Source organism: Psychromonas aquimarina ATCC BAA-1526 (genome assembly GCF_000428725.1).
GTDB lineage: Bacteria > Pseudomonadota > Gammaproteobacteria > Enterobacterales > Psychromonadaceae > Psychromonas > Psychromonas aquimarina.
Genome location: NZ_AUAM01000058.1, coordinates 1 through 15847, shown reverse-complemented (window position 1 = coordinate 15847; position 15847 = coordinate 1). Strand labels below are relative to the sequence as shown.

Annotated in this window: 14 protein-coding genes; 1 reads left to right on the top strand and 13 read right to left on the bottom strand. The window is 40.2% G+C overall.

Annotated elements, in window-relative coordinates:
- Positions 1-436: 436 nt before the first annotated feature.
- Positions 437-793 (top strand): hypothetical protein, encoded by a 357-nt coding sequence (locus G337_RS0117090; protein ID WP_028864981.1) that lies wholly within the window; start codon positions 437-439, stop codon positions 791-793.
- Positions 794-1053: 260 nt separating this feature from the next.
- Here G337_RS0117090 and G337_RS0117085 read toward each other — a convergent pair whose 3' ends face one another.
- From G337_RS0117085 to G337_RS28925, 13 genes are all read right to left on the bottom strand, one after another.
- Complete coding sequence (locus tag G337_RS0117085; protein WP_028864980.1) at positions 1054-1443, bottom strand: hypothetical protein; 390 nt, start codon at positions 1441-1443, stop codon at positions 1054-1056.
- 16 nt (positions 1444-1459) lie between these two features.
- Positions 1460-4366 carry an RHS repeat-associated core domain-containing protein gene (locus tag G337_RS0117080; protein ID WP_028864979.1) on the bottom strand — a complete coding sequence of 969 codons (2907 nt, stop codon included), beginning with the start codon at positions 4364-4366 and terminating at the stop codon, positions 1460-1462.
- A gap of 88 nt (positions 4367-4454) precedes the next feature.
- On the bottom strand, positions 4455-6146 hold the full coding sequence (locus tag G337_RS27835) for a hypothetical protein (protein WP_157619365.1): 1692 nt from the start codon (positions 6144-6146) through the stop codon (positions 4455-4457).
- A 331-nt stretch (positions 6147-6477) separates the two neighbouring features.
- Entirely contained in the window at positions 6478-6822 is a 345-nt protein-coding gene (locus tag G337_RS0117070; protein ID WP_028864978.1) for a hypothetical protein, read from the bottom strand.
- Between the two features lie 244 nt (positions 6823-7066).
- Positions 7067-8956 carry a DUF6531 domain-containing protein gene (locus tag G337_RS27830; protein WP_051303340.1) on the bottom strand — a complete coding sequence of 630 codons (1890 nt, stop codon included), beginning with the start codon at positions 8954-8956 and terminating at the stop codon, positions 7067-7069.
- Between the two features lie 87 nt (positions 8957-9043).
- Positions 9044-10861, bottom strand: coding sequence for an RHS repeat domain-containing protein (locus G337_RS27825; RefSeq protein ID WP_157619363.1), 1818 nt, complete (start codon positions 10859-10861; stop codon positions 9044-9046).
- A gap of 1314 nt (positions 10862-12175) precedes the next feature.
- Positions 12176-12433 carry an ogr/Delta-like zinc finger family protein gene (locus G337_RS27820; RefSeq protein WP_051303336.1) on the bottom strand — a complete coding sequence of 86 codons (258 nt, stop codon included), beginning with the start codon at positions 12431-12433 and terminating at the stop codon, positions 12176-12178.
- 223 nt (positions 12434-12656) lie between these two features.
- Positions 12657-13142 carry an ABZJ_00895 family protein gene (locus G337_RS0117050; protein ID WP_028864977.1) on the bottom strand — a complete coding sequence of 162 codons (486 nt, stop codon included), beginning with the start codon at positions 13140-13142 and terminating at the stop codon, positions 12657-12659.
- A gap of 140 nt (positions 13143-13282) precedes the next feature.
- Complete coding sequence (locus tag G337_RS0117045) at positions 13283-13792, bottom strand: hypothetical protein (RefSeq protein ID WP_028864976.1); 510 nt, start codon at positions 13790-13792, stop codon at positions 13283-13285.
- On the bottom strand, positions 13792-14049 hold the full coding sequence (locus G337_RS26490) for a hypothetical protein (protein WP_157619361.1): 258 nt from the start codon (positions 14047-14049) through the stop codon (positions 13792-13794). The genes G337_RS0117045 and G337_RS26490 overlap by 1 nt, the downstream gene beginning before the upstream one ends.
- Positions 14050-14245: 196 nt before the next feature.
- Entirely contained in the window at positions 14246-14749 is a 504-nt protein-coding gene (locus G337_RS0117035) for a hypothetical protein (RefSeq protein WP_028864975.1), read from the bottom strand.
- 6 nt (positions 14750-14755) lie between these two features.
- A complete protein-coding gene (locus tag G337_RS26485; RefSeq protein WP_051303332.1) occupies positions 14756-15250 on the bottom strand; it encodes a M23 family metallopeptidase in 495 nt (164 codons plus the stop codon).
- A 218-nt stretch (positions 15251-15468) separates the two neighbouring features.
- The coding region (locus tag G337_RS28925) for a hypothetical protein (RefSeq protein WP_028864974.1) at positions 15469-15847 on the bottom strand (379 nt) is incomplete at its 5' end.

Genomic DNA, 15847 nt, shown 5'->3' with positions numbered 1-15847 from the left:
GTGATTAACAGACAAGTAACGGATTCAGCCATATCAAATGTGCGGCCTGTTTAATCCTCATTCCGCTTGGTTTTTGTGGGTTTATTTAAATATAACGACTCCCCAGTCAAAAGAATGGAATGTAGCAACTCAAACCAGGAACTTCAATTTATTTTGACCTTTTTATGCTCGCAATTAATTTAATGCACATCCTTTTGAATGAAAGCAGTAGATGCAGATACAGATACAGATACAGATACAGATACAGATACAGATACAGATACAGATACAGATACAGATACAGAGGGTAACTTGTCGCCTTTTCATCGAAAACACAACAGCTATAATGATTTGTCTTTGATATATATCTCAAACCGAGTAATCTCAGCCATATTTCAATAAATATACAAATGCAGTGTAATAAGCTGTTATAAATCTCATAAGGATTGGAGTTTAAATGAAGAAGTACAAAAGTGTATTACTTACCTCAATATTGTTTTTATCAAGCCCTTTATTAGCTCAAACTGCTCACATAGAGAATAAGATTATAAAACAGGTGAGGGTCATTGGTGATTATTCAGGTACAACGTATGATAATAGCGTTGAACTTTGGTTTACTACACCAATATCGTGGCCGTCAAATATAAATTGTACAAATACTGATCGTGTATATATCGATGCAAAGCATACACACATAGTTAGTGCTGCATATATGGCTTTAGCATCAGAGAAAACCGTTAATTTCGACGCGGATGATCAATTGCCAAATAGGAGTGGTAGTTGTGAAATATCATTTTTAGATGTATTAAAGTAATGGTGCCTTCGTTATTTAATTTTAAGGAATAGCATTGTCAGCGTACTTTCAAAATGACCGCAGTGTAATGGCGGTTATAAAAAAACCGTAATAACTTTTGTCATTACGGTTTTTTATTACATGCTGAGTTGAACCTGCCTTGGTTTTTAGGTTTCTAGCTTAAAAACTTTGCAGGGCAACATTCCCACGCAGAGCGTGGGAACGAGATAATAGTTGCCAAACATGTTTACGCTGCTTATCGCTAAATTAAATGTCCAGAATTACTTCACATAGAGGCTCTTCCACTTATATGAATAAAGTAACTGTGAATCTTTGTTATCCCCCCTAACAGGAATCATAACTGAAACAGGCATTTGAGAATGAAAATTGGGTATTTCAATTGTAGCGATTATAAGGTTGTCTTTAAAAATCAATAAGACTCCAAACAACTCCCCGTCAAAATCTGTAACAGAAGTAACTTTGATATAATCTACCTGATCATTTTGAATACCATTAACTCTTTTTTCTTCATCATCACTCATAAGTGAAATTTTCATATCTACAATACCATCTTCTGCATGATTCATCATGAAGTGAGGAAAATAGAATAGCGTAACGATAACTCCCACAATTAACGCTATAAAGATAAAAGTGGCCCTATTATTTTTCATTTAAAGTATCCCTTTTTTAAATAGATGGTGCTTGCTTTAAGCTCCAAGAGATAGGTAACTTTTGTTCTTCTTTCGGGTTATTTAAACGATGAAGCCAATTTACTAAAACCTTTGGATCAGAAACTCCAAGAGCATTTGAGAATGTTGGCCTACTTATATTCATAACATCTATGGCCTCTTCTACCCTATCTGTACAGTTATCTGTATATATGTTGTACCCTTGCTTTTCCATTGCATTCAGTATGTCTTTATATTGTTCAGGAGTAATATCCCAAGTATATGAACTATCAGGTTTTCTAGTATAGCCGTACCTTGGCCCACCATCAAAAACGCTTTGACCAGTTGGAAAATTTCCAATTACTATCGGTGAACCTTCCTCAGGAGTCAATGTTACCCAAGCATGCCCGTCAAATAGACCACCCCCACCTTTTCTTCCATGGACAGTTAACCAATCGAGCCCCAATACATCAAATCTATTAACCGGATTACCACCAACATACGCAAATGTATTAATGCCGCCGTTCAGGCCTATCGGATCTGAAGTAATGTAACGCCCTAACTGCGGGTCGTAATAACGGTAGTAGTTGTAATACAGACCAGATTCAGCATCATAAATCTGTCCCGGGAAGCGCAGGTCGATTTGAGTTAACGTCTCGTCCTGGTTAACATCTTCATCAGGTGCTCCGTTACCGAATGCATCGGACTGCCACTGCCAGACCAGTTGACCGTTACTGTCCGTCGCTTTACGCGGCGTGTTCAGATGGTCCGCATGAATATAGATAATACGTGCTACTGTATCACTGCCGCTTTCCACCTGTGCCAGCGGCAGGCTTCCCAGCCAGATTATCTGTTTACTGCTGACTTTCGTTGCGCCCTGGTAGTGCTGCGTTTCTAACAGCTGTCCGGCAGTATTGTAGAAGTACAGATAAGTGTCGTCACCCACCTGCTTAATTACACGCTCGCTCAAGCCGTTATAAAAGTACTTTGCTTGTGCATCTATGCCGGTCATGGTGCTTAAACGCCCTTCAGCGTTATAGCTGTAGGTCTGACCGCGCAGTGGTGAGCTTGTTGTATTACCTACTTCGTCATACTCAACGCGCTCTGCATTCACTTTCTCTAACAGATTCGACTGCAGGACATACTGGTAACGGTCATTAATACTCTGATTGCTTTGCGTTTCGCGGTTACCCACACCGTCATATTCAAATGTCGTGGTGTCTGTGCTGTCAGTGGCCGTGTGCAGACGGTTGTTAAAGTAATAGCTGAAGCTCAGGTTATCGTTATCATTTTCTGTACTGAAAATATCCGACAAATTACGATTCTCATCGTAGGTGTAGGTTAAGTCCCAGATACCCGATACATTCTGGCTTTTCGGCTGACCGTCAGCATCAAAGACGCGGGTAAGTCTTACATCGTTACCGTAAGTGAGGTTTTCAATATTCCCCACCACGTTGTAGCTGATATTGCCGGCGATGCTCTGACCGTTGAATTCGCCTCCGGACAGGCTGATACTGGTGACTTCACCATAACTGTTTGTCTGGTAAGAAACGCTCATGCCTGACGGGTAGGTAATGCTGTCCAGCGAGCCTAATACAGTATCGTAACCGTAACCCACAGCACCGCTTAACTCGCCGCTGTTTTCGGTGTAAAGCGTGTTGGTCTGGTCGGTTAAACGGCCTAATGCATCATAACCATAACCCACCGATGCACTGCCGGTGCTGATACTGCTCAGTTTCCCCTTGGCATTGTTGCCTTCATCATAGGTGAAAATAACATCTTCATCGCGCGCGCCTTCATACTGTTTTTCTGTCAGGCGGTTCAGTGCGTCATACTGCAGTACCACGCCTTGTCCGCGGGCATCATGGATGTATGTCGGGTTGCCGGCATCATCATATTTATAAGTAGTGATGCCGGTGTCCGGGCTGGTCAGGGTTTCAAGACGGCCTAAGCCGTCGTAACCGTAAACCGTTTTCCCGCCGTTATCATCAGTAACCGTGGTCAGCTGGTCCTGTGCGTTATAATCATAATCAATCACGGCACCGATTTCATCGATGTATTTATCCAGTCGGTTAAGGTTGTCATACTCTTTGGTTGATGTGGCGTTAAAGCCGTTAACCTGAGTTTCCGGATTATTGTTCAGGTCGTACTTGTGCGAAGTTTTACTGTTTGTATATATCACATCGGTTAAACGGCCGAGTTCATCATAGTCGTAGTTACTTTCGACGGTGGTTTTCCCCTGAGCCGTGATGAGAACCACTTTAACATTGCCCATCTTGTCATACTGCATCTCTTTCTGCACACCGTTGGCGTACTTGATAAAGCGCAGATAGCGTGCGTCGTTATAGATAAATTCAGTGACATTATTACCCGGCGAAGTCACAAAACGTACCTGGCCTAGGTTGTCGTATTCATAGCTGGTTGTTAACCCGCCTTTTTCACTGCTTTTTAACCAGCCTTCATCGTGATAGGTTAAGGTGGTCGGGTAGCCGTTAATATCAATAATGGTTTCCGGTAAACCATGGCTATTGTAGTCGGCATAATTAACTGTCTGCTGCAGTGCATTGGTGACCGTCTCTAAATACCCCGTATTATCCTGATAAGTAAAACTGGTGATATCCTGCGCATCGCTGCGCGGACCGTCAATTTCAGAAACAAGACCAAAGGGATTGTCATATTTATAACCGGTGCCGGTTTCACCCTCGGCAATAACCGGCGGGTCGACCGGGTCGGGCGTTTCAGGCTCAGGGTCGGGAGTCGGGTCGGGTGTTACTTCAGCCGCCAGCGGGACAAATATTGTAATGTCGCCCATCATAATCGGCACTAAAGAAGGAGTGGTGTCTTCTGTCTGTGCCGACAGACCCAGTGAAGTCACTAAGCCGAGGGCAGACAAGCCTATCGGCAGGACTGTTTTTATTCTGTTCATTCCATAATCCTTGTTTGCAGTGCGCCTTACCGGGTAAGGCGCTTTAATCCTTAACTGCCTGTTTAAAGGCAAAATTAATAAAGTGTGGTTAAATCTTTGAAAGCTTTTTAGATAGCAACTGTCCGTTAGTGTCATAGCTGTAGGTGGTCACTTGATTCCCAACAGTCACGGTTTTCGGCAGATTAAACTTGTCATGCCAGGTGGTGGTGATAACACGCTCGTCCTTTGTGCCGGATGCTTCGGTGCGCTGTTTTTCTAAACCGCGGTCGTTATACTCAAACTTAGTTTTAATACCTTTCCAGTCGGTTTTCGATTCAAGCTGACCGTCGTCGTAATACTCGTAGTTCTGGTTGGCTGCTAAGCAATTGGCGCTGGCATGGCCCTGTACCTTAGTGACTTTCTTAACGCCTTTAATATCCGTAAAGGTGTAGGTGGTTTGTTTACCTAATGCATTGGTAGTCGTAGTTTTGTTGATTGCAGGATAAGTGAAGCCAGTCACTTCGTTACCAGCGTTAAGACTGCTGGTTTTTACGCGCCCATCAGGATAATAAGTAATTTCCTTATAGGTTTTATCATTGGCATCAATCACCTTAGTAATAGCATTAGGTAAGTTCGCATCTTCAAAAAGATAAGTGGTTTCTTTATCTTGGTTATTGACGCTGAATAAACGTCCTTTATCATCATATGCATAGATAACTTGTTTTTGGTTAGGCAGGTTAATTACGGAAGCTTTAAGCGACTTGTTAAAAGTGATGGTTAAAGTGCGGGTACGAATTGGGTCAGTGATAGTTACGTCACCATTAGCAGCATAACTATAAGTAACTTTATTGCTGCCTTGCTGCTCACTTTTTACTTGCCCAGCATCATTAAAGATAGCTTGGTAGTTACCCGCAGCATGGTAAATAACTTCACCCGCAACTGTTTGAATTAGGTAATCTTGAATTTTATTTTCATAGCGTATCCACTTGTCACCTTGCTTAACAAAAGTGCCTTTACTGCCGTTTGCGAAGGTTAAAATGTAAGTGCTTACATCCTCATGATAACTTAGGCTTAGAGATGAATTAAAAGTCCAGTCCCCATCAATAGAGTCATAGGTTCTTGTTATTTTTAGCAGAGGATTGCTGTTATCTAGGTAGTCTGTGATTCTAAAAAATTTATTACCCGTTGCAATATTAACAGGTCTGTTTGTACAAATGCCTTCATCTGCACGGTTTAACTCTTCTCTAGTTCGTGGCTCTGGAGCACATTGGTTAGTATTACCAACTTGAAGACCATAAGGACAGTCCAACACACATTGCCCGCTACTCTTATATGAAGGGTCGCATAGCTCTGCTGGCTCCCATTGGCCTCGAATCCACGCTCTTCCCTTTCCTGGATAACAATTTCCATTCCCTCCAGCGGGCAGAAAAACGGCGCGGAACTGATACCCTCCGTTTGGCAAGGTTATAGTGTCTGTTATTTCGCATAAATTGGGTATCTGACTGTAAAAACCAACGCATTCGTTTTTTGTCACATCATATCCCGAAAGAGAACCCGAATATTCAGGATGAGAACCCGAATATTCCGAAACCGAGCAATCACCAAGAACTTCATCTGCTGTTGCATTACTTGGCTGCAGTATGGTCCACGTCAATATCAGTGCGATAATTAAACTAACTAACGGCCCCAAGAAAACACCTCCACACTTCTCTTTTTTAAACTCTTCATTTTTCATATTTATTAACTCAACTTCCGTTTTATATTTATAAATGCCCTGTTTTTCTAGAGACCAACAATCCATTGCTCTCGTAGTGATAAGTGGTCACCTGCCTCCCCACAATCACAGTTTCCGGAAGATTAAACATGTCATACCAGGTGGAGATAACACGCTCATCATCTGTACCAAGCGCTTCTATGCGCAACTCTTCTAAACCGCGGTCGTTATACTCAAACGTAGTGGTTATGCCTTTCCAGTCGGTTTTCGATTTAAGCTAGCCATCTGGGCAATATTATCGTAGATTTGAACACTGCATTTACCATTGTCAATACTACAAATAACTGTGCAAAAAGCATGCTTTTCAGATTTTCTGAAAGCGACATACGTTTTGCACTCAACTGAACAAGTTAATTTGTTACTTTATGTAAAAGCCGTCAGGGTATTCCGTAAAATCAGAACTAGCAGCCTCACATGATAATGCACCGTCAGGACTCCAATAATCGAGAACTAACGTTTTATTCGCCGCAAAAGATGTTAAGGCAATCGAATGTCTCGATTTGGCTAATTCATCCGCTACCAATCCATATGAATAACTTTTTCCATCAGCACACTCAACTTTATATTTAGTACTATTCCCTGCACCACCAAAGCCAGCATAAACTTTTGTGATATCGCAACTGCAGCTGTGTGTAACTGCCATTACATTATTAGAAACAGAAAAAACTAATAAAATTACGGATGCAATTAAAATATTGCGCATATATATATTCCTTTATGATTTAACCAACCCCTTAAGCTGTTGATTAATAGTTAATTAATGTAGTGTTATTTTTTCTTCTAACAACAAGTTATGTCATTGAATTTTATTTGACGTAAATTATTGTGCACCTTATAACTGCATCCTCAGGCATTCACCTCAATGCAGATAGACCAGTTGCATGTTGTTTAATTTTTTTATTCCATAATTCGTAATTTCCTTTTTAATTTAAAATAATATGACGAGATTAAATCTTTGAAAGCTTTTTGGACAGTAGCTGCCCGTTACTGTCATAGCTGTAGGTGGTCACCTGATTACCCACGGTCACGGTTTCCGGCAGATTAAACTTGTCATGCCAGGTGGTGGTGATAACACGCTCATCCTTTGTGCCGGCCGCTTCAGTGCGCTGTTTTTCTAAACCGCGGTCGTTATACTTAAACGTAGTTTTAATACCTTTCCAGTCGGTTTTCGATTTAAGCTGGCCGTCCGGGTAGTATTCATAGTTTTGATTAGCTGCCAGGCAGGAAGCCGTCGCCACACCTTCAACCGTCTCTAAACGTTTAGCCCCGGCAATATCCTTGTAGTGATAGATAGTCTGTTTACCCAGCGGGTTAGTCACCGTGGTTTTGTTGGCTTCAAAATCAAAACTCGTTTTTTCATTATCATCAGCATGTTTTGAAGTAATTGCACGCCCTAGCTCATCATATCCCCAGGTTGCGTAACGGGCGTTGTTTTCATCGGTAATGCCGGTTAATGCATAAGGATGGCGGGTATCTTCGTAGTGATAAATACGCACGGTTTCTTTACCTGAAGCCAGTTTCTTCGTCACACTTTCCAGGTTCGCGTACTGGTCGTAACCGTAGGTGATTAACTCGCCTTTAGAAGTCCCTAGCGTTAACAGCTTACCCTGTCTATCAAAGTTAAAGTCCAGCTGGTTGCCGGCATCATCTTTCACTAAGTCCAGCTGATTATCGGCATCGTATGTAAGGTGATGGGACAACCCGGCACGATTAACCCGGCGGGTTAACAAGCCCTGGGCATTGTAATATTCCAGCTGGTTGTCAGCTGAACGGTAAAGCCAGTGTTTAAAAGCACCGGATTTATCCACTACACGAATCAGCGTATCGGACGTCAGGTTATCGGGTTTATAAGTGCCGTCGCTTTGTTTAGTGAAAGCACGGTTTGCAAATGCACTGCTGGATAAGCGCACGGCAGCGCCATCATTAAACGAGTCTAATTGGCCGCTGTAGTTATGTAACCAGCTTTTAAAACCGGCTGTACGAACATCATTAACCAGCTGAGACTCTAAGCGGTCAATTCTTTGTGCTTTTAACCCCTTATAATCTGCCGGCTGCACATATGTTGTCCAGGTCGATTTATCCGCAGGCAGTCCTAGCTGTATGCTTTGGCGTAATTCCAGAGCCTCCAGACTACGCTGGCTGTTGTAGCTGCGGGAAAAACTCAAAGGGAAAACTCCAACACCAGCTACATCAGGTGTTTCATACTGTACTTTAGTGCCGTTAGATATCAGCACAGGGTTAGCATCCGAGGTAGGGACATTACACTGCTGGAGGGGTTCTTTTGTTTTTTTAGGTGCTAGGCACCTGCCACTGCCGGAATAACTGCCGTCGCTGTTTTTAATTACATCAAGAAAAGGGAGTTCTGGGGGGCAGGATTTGGTGCATTGCTCTCCATTTTTTGCAAAAGGAGATGTACATTCATTGTTAAGTAATATGTTCTCATAACATAAATTACCTTCTAAATTTGGGTATAAAGAATTGTCACATGTAAAAGATACATTCTTACTTATCGAGGCAACATTGGTGCCACTCGATACTTTAATGACCAAAAACCAACCTCTATCTTCAATAATGAAAGGCTTATCCCAAGGATCATAATGTGCATCTGGCATCGCGATACAAGCATCAAAAGTTATACCATAATACCAATGGTTGCCATAGTTACAATCACCTGTGATTAATTCAGTCGCGGGAATTGAATCAGCACCAGTATCAGAAAACTCTCCTGCAACAGAATTGAGAGTAAAAAAAAGAGCAGTAAATACAGCTAAGTATCTACTTCCCCTCCCGCGATACACTCCGATTTTTCTTTCTTTTTCTAGGCAATCAGTTTCCATTCCATAATCCTTGTTTGCAACGCACCTTACCGGGTAAGGCGCTTTAATCCTTAACTGCCTGTTAAAGGCAAAATTACTAAAGTGTGGTTAAATCTTTGAAAGCTTTTTAGACTTCAGCTGTCCGTTAGTGTCATAGCTGTAGGTGGTTACCTGATTCCCAACAGTCACGGTTTCCGGCAGGTTAAACTTGTCATGCCAGGTGGTGGTGATAACACGCTCATCCTTTGTGCCGGCCGCTTCTGTGCGCTGTTTTTCTAAACCGCGGTCGTTATATTCAAACTCAGTTTTAATGCCTTTCCAGTCGGTTTTCGATTTAAGCTGACCGTCATCGTAATACTCGTAGTTCTGGTTGGCGGCTAGGCAATTGGCGCTGGCATGGCCCTGTACCTTGGTGACTTTCTTAACGCCTTTAATATCAGTAAAAGTGTAAGTGGTTTGTTTACCTAAAGCATTGGTGGTTAAGGTGTTGTTAACATCCGGGTACTCAAATGCTATTAACTCATTACCTGCATTTAAGGCGCTGCTTTTTACGCGACCATCGGGGTAGTAAGTGATTTCTTTATAGGTTTTATCATTGGCATCAATCACCTTAGTAATAGCGTGAGGAAATGCAGTATTTTCGTGTAGATAGCTGGTTTCTTTACCTTGATTACTCACCTTGGTCAGTCGGCCTTCACTGTCATAGAAGTAAGTGACCTGTTTCTGATTGGGCAGAGTAATATTAGTTGTGTTCAGCTGTTTATCAAAAGAGAAAATTAACGAACGTTGACGTACCGGATCGGTAATTATTACATCATCATTACCCGCATAACTGTATTCTACAGTGTGATTACCCTGCTGTTCGGTAATAACCTGGCCTGCACTGTTAAAAGTGACATTGTGATTCACAGGACCATGGTAGATAACTTCTCCGCTGGTTGTCTTGGTTAGGTAATCTTGAATTTTATTTTCATAACGTACCCACTTATCTCCCTGCTTAACAAAACTGCCTTTACTGCCGTTTGCAAAGGTTAAAGTATAGGTATCCACATCAGCTTGATAGGCAAGATTAAGAGCAGAGTTAAACACCCAGAAGCCATCAGCAGAGTCATAGGTTCGCGCCAGTTTTAACAGCGGATTACTGTTATCGACATAGTCTGTAATTCTGAAAAACTTATTACCTGTAGCTATGTTGACCGGATTAACTGTACAGCTATTTTCATCGGCAGCGTTAAGGTCTTTTTCAGGATTAAAATCAAACGCATAATCCAGGTTGGGGAAATAATCTTGATTGACAGAGCCATCTGCATTTAAAAAAGCATCGTTGTGATTAATGTTAGGATTTGAGTTTACGTAATCTTGAAATGTTTCATATAACTCAGCATCTGAAACAGGAGAGCCCTCTTGAACCCCATAATCTTCTGCCTGAGCCGGCGCAAAATTAAAGTCGGCCCTCCAAGTATCAATGATGTCTGATTCCATTCGGATTAAAAGACCCGCCTCATTAAATATGGGATGCAAGGTTGACTCTAACTCTGGCTTATTATCCCTTATTGCTATCAAAAACCGAGCATAAGTACCTCCCTTTGATGAAGTCCAACGCCAAGGGGTTCTAACGCTCCATTTACCTCTATAATCCTGAGGAATAACACGCCCACCACGCTGTACAATATCCCCTTCATCATTGATGAAATAATCATTCGCAAGCATTAATCCGGTACCGTAAGGTGACAACCCGAGCGCCCTTCTAAACGTCGCCAAAAACAATGATTTTGAAACTTCTTGTGTTTTAGCTTTAAACGGCTGATTAGCTGCAAATCCGCGAGTAATTGTATTGACTTGCAATGAGTCATTTGTGATTAACGGATTACCTTTTTTGACGGCGTAAACGTAGGCTTCTGGTGAAGCCGCATTGGTAGAGGTCACAGAACTAAACAACACTAACAAAAGGAGTGTTTTCACAGCACTTAAAGCGTTTCGTAAATGTATTTCTGCTCTCTGCACACAACAATGCTTTTGTGTTTTTTTAATACATCTGTTTTTCATATTCATTAACTCAACTTCCATATTTAAATTTATTAATAGCCACTTTATTACCTGTCATTCAAGTAATGTGTTGTAACAACTCTGTTTATGAGTACACTTGATTGTTGATTTAGCTTATTGAGGGGAACTCGCAAAGCCTTAACAAAATATCAGATGAAAAAAACAACAAAACCGCAGGCACTAAAACTTTATCGATGATGCTTATTACTAAGATAAACGGGGAGTAATGGATGAGCTTGCATTGAATACATTAAAAAACATGCTGTATTTCATACTAATTCCGTTTAGTATTTAGCGAGTTTATCTGAACTAAATAACTCACTAATCAAAAAAATGAAATGTAGCAATTAAGGCTATTTACCTCAATCTTTATTTGACCTTTCAGTAATCTTTGTCAATTTAAAATAATAACCATTCATATTTCCAGTCAAACAATTAATTTCGAATAGGTATTCGTATCCACCAGTAAATCGATACCAACGAATATAACTTCCAGACTGATACTTACAGCCATGACATTAATCAGAAGCTCATCCCATAGGGAAACTCTGCCATGTACAGATGTTTACCGTCATCCAATAATTAAACGCGACACCGTTCCATTTTCCCGCCTTAGCTTTACGCTCTCACATGCATATTATCCTCACTCTACGTCACCAACCAAGGCGACCAAATCCCAAAGAATTCGCACACCTCCCCCTCCACACTAAAATTGCACACGAAAATTCGCGATCCTAAGATCGTGAAAGACAACAAGCAGAAAACCACCTCTCAAAGCCCGTACAGCCTGATTCTCCCTCAAATAAATTCATCTTATTTGGCAGCCTGCCAAGATCGTATTTCTTCGTAAAAAAAAATTTAGCGGATCTTTTGTTTAATGACCTGATTTTTCCAAAATTAAATAATTCTAAGTTTAAATCGGTTTGAATACCGCCTTATTAGGTAATGGAAACAAGATCAGGAGAATGACATTGAAAAGAGTATTATCAGGGGGATAACATCTTAAATTTGATGGTCTTGCTCTGCTTAAAAAGATTCAGCCGGCTATTAAATCCCGCTTTTCTTCTAGTGAAACTGTTAGCCCTTAAAGGAACAAAAGGAGAGCCGCTTCGCGAACCTCTCCCTTACAGCAAAATTATATAAGTGAATTTTCGGTCCTACAATTATGAAGACCAGTAAATAATGAACTAACGCTTAAGCCATTCTAGCTTCGCAGCCTAATGAACCACTCTTTCCAGGCTGCTTAGCAAGATCGGACTGCTGCGTGAAAAGAACTTTAGAAGATCCCTGCTTGGGAGATCTAATTATTTCTTCAAAAGTGAGTGATGCATTAAACGTCGCACTGCAGTTCAAACTCAAACATTGGCAATATAATGTACGGGTATTATTGGTAATTTGCTCAGATGCGGCAATCCGCGCTTTAGCTAAACATTCAGGGCAACGTACTAGCATATAAACTCCTTATTTATAGAATGAGTGATGAATAGTTAAGAACCAGAATGTTTGGGTTATTGAACATAAATTTCCCTTAGAAAACATAGAGAAAAACAAACCAGAACTGTCTAAAACAACACCTGTAATTATACACAGTCAACAGCGATTTTGCAGCTTGTTTGGTACCTTTCAGGCAAAAAAAAACACAATTTTGTGGGCTTTTTTCTTAATACTTAATTCATTAGTGAGTCAATTTTTGCTGTTGTTTCTTTTCCCATGTTTTTATCCCCATTTTTTCTCCTGAGCGAAACGCAATATAGGCTATTCCAAAAGATAAAATAATAGCACCGGCAAATACTGCATATAGCCACCAAACATTAGGTATTTCATTGAAAAGGGAAGGATAGAAAATGAATATCAACACACCAAATACAAAGAAACTCACGGCCCCCCATAGTAATATGGCAAGCCACCTAGCCTTAGATGTAATCATTTCTCCACTTTTCCCACCATAATGAGCCCCGACAACCATTGCTGGCAAGATTGTTGAAATAAAGCCTGAGCTTGGTAGCTCTTTATCAAGTAAGTACTCTGCAATAGTAATTATTAATCCAGCACAAATTGATGCCACACAAAGCCAGAATACAATCGCAAAAACTGAAGGATCTTTTTTTAGCGAGCTTACTTCTTGATTAGATTCAGGTAACTCGTTAATCGTATTGTTCATTAAATTTCCTTATAAAAATTTATGAGGCTGTAGAATTACTCCATTGTCAGAAAAACACACTTTTCTGACAGCCTCAATGCCTCATTAATAGACAGTAGGTTTACTTTTATCAAATACTTATGTTCATATGCAGGATGCACTTAATGAGAAGTTCGTTCAAAAACATCAAGCACATCAAATGGCTTATTCAACGATTCGATTTCTAATAGCAAATCTTGTTCTTGTTGAGTTAAATTGAAAAATTCTTTAGAGGGGTTTAAGTGTGATATATCAAATTCAATTTCTCTAATTGCATTCATGGCCTGATATATTGCAGCATAGTTTGGCTTCGACTGAGCTAACTCTAATGACTCAATGTTTAGAATTATTTCTGCAAGCTGCCCACGTTCAGGCTGAGTGCACCTATTTGTTGCAAGCTGGTTCAAATAAGGAAGAGCCTGAAGTGCATGTTCCGGCATGCTTTTAAGCCTTGCGATATCTTCAGCTAAAATTTTATTTTCATTACGGATTAATCTACATTTTTTTAGTTTGGTTCCAAACTCTGTAATTGAATGCGTCAATTGCTTAAAAGCAGTGATTGCAGGATCTTGAGCTTGAGCAGGGAGAACACAAAGCAAACTAAATATTAAAACTATTACTTTATAACTCATTATAACTTGCACCCTTGCTCAATCGCTTTCCAGAACATACGCTCTTTATTAGGTCGAGAAGAATGAGCCATAACTTGACGTACAGCTATATTCCATATCCTTTCACGTTTTATTTCGCTCAAGGCATCAAATGATTTGTAGAAGTATTCCCAATTAGCTTGCGTGATAGAATATCCTGTTTGGCTTACTTCAGAAGAAATTACACGTCCGACTTGATCGGCTACTGTTTTGTCAGGACTGTTTTTAACTACATTCATTAGACCTGATACACCACTATTTTGACTGCTCTCATCAAAACTCAAGTTGAGGATTGTTGGGCACTTTTTTATTACAACTCCGACATCAAAATGAAAGAATTGCACATAAAGACATTAGCGCCCAGGCAAGAGGATGTGGGCTAAAAACAACCAAATGAAATATGGAATATCAATACATAATTTCCAAGTTTACTTCTTATGGAATTTCTTCTGGTGAATGAAGCAATAATTCATTGTTTTTAAAGAAAATAAACTCATCAATCCCTGCTTCTGAAGGAATACCAATTACATTACCGTCTGCAGCTAACTCTGCTACAGATTTATCACTAGGTGATACAGAAAAAAGTGAAAAAGATGGCGTGTTAAATCGAGAAAAACCGCTATGTAAGGCATAAATAGTGCTATTAACATTAGCAACATCTAAAACAACAATTAAAGTTTGCTCTATTCCACTATTATTTTTACTTTTTGCCCAATACTGTTTTTCATTTACATTAATTGGCACACGAAATTCACCAGTATATTGTACGATAGTTGCTTCATCCAATAAGCCGTCTCCATTAAAATCTCCGCGAAGAAAGTGTGTTGGAGTAAACTCTAAAGGTGAAAGTTTTTCTTGTAATTTCGCTTTATCATATTCGTTTGAATTTATGCCACAGCCAAAAATGAACAATAATGAAAATAAATAGATATGTCTCATTTGAGCCTACTTTGTCAAAGCTGAATTGAGGTAATGTGTAGGGTCAATTAAATCAGCTCGTCGTTTATAAGGAAGGTTATTTCGGTCAGTAAGAGAGCCCGTTTTAGATTTGTCGTATAACTCTAAATGCAGCATAGACATAGTTTGACCACTCTTAAATTTTAATGTTCCTACCTTTGCAATCACATCACCACGACTGACGCTTGAGCCTATCTTTATTCCATTAGCAACATTTGATATTTCACCATACCGAGCAACAAACTTTCCATGATCAACTTCAATAGCTTTCGTCCCCAGATAAAAGTCATAAATATTAATAACCTTCCCGTCAAGCATAGATAGAATATCAGTTCCCGCAGAAGCATATAAATCACAACCAGCATGCTTCCTTCCTCCACTTCGATTACTACCAAAAGACCTAGGAGAAACCTTATAACTCTCAACCGGTCTGGACTTTAGGGGAAAACGAAGTGCTAAAGTTTGAGTGGTAATTTGACTCATGTAACATCCTTTAATTTATCAATAATACAAATCATGCGCATATCCTTAGTATTTAATTAGACATAAAGTTTTTTCTTTTGCAAAAACAATCAAAACTTTACATTAAAAAGACTTTACGCGTTTAACTTTACTTAATCAAATACAGATCTATTTTAAGTCAGCAGACTCGAATGCACCACTCATATTTACCTCCAATTAATTAAAGTTTTCCAAACGCATTACCAGTCACCCCATCCAACATCCGTAATTATCTCCTCAACACGAAGCTGCCAGCCTAAATCTGTATTTGATAACCAGGCTCTTCGGCCGTCTGGTATCAAAATTCGCCCTCCTTTCATCACAACCCCTAGCAGATAATCATCAAGATCAACCCCTAGCGGTTCAAACTGCTCAATAACTGCTTGTTCAACTGGTGATTTTTTAACCCGCGTACAGTTATTGACAGAACTCCAAGGGAGAAAACTGTCGTTTTCTTCAAGGTCAAAACCACCTTCTTCCCCGACCTTGCCTATCACCCAGGCGTCGGAGTGCGTAATCATCGTCCGGTCAAAAGATCCAATACCTTTTAACTTATTAACCGTTTCGCCGTAGGCATTA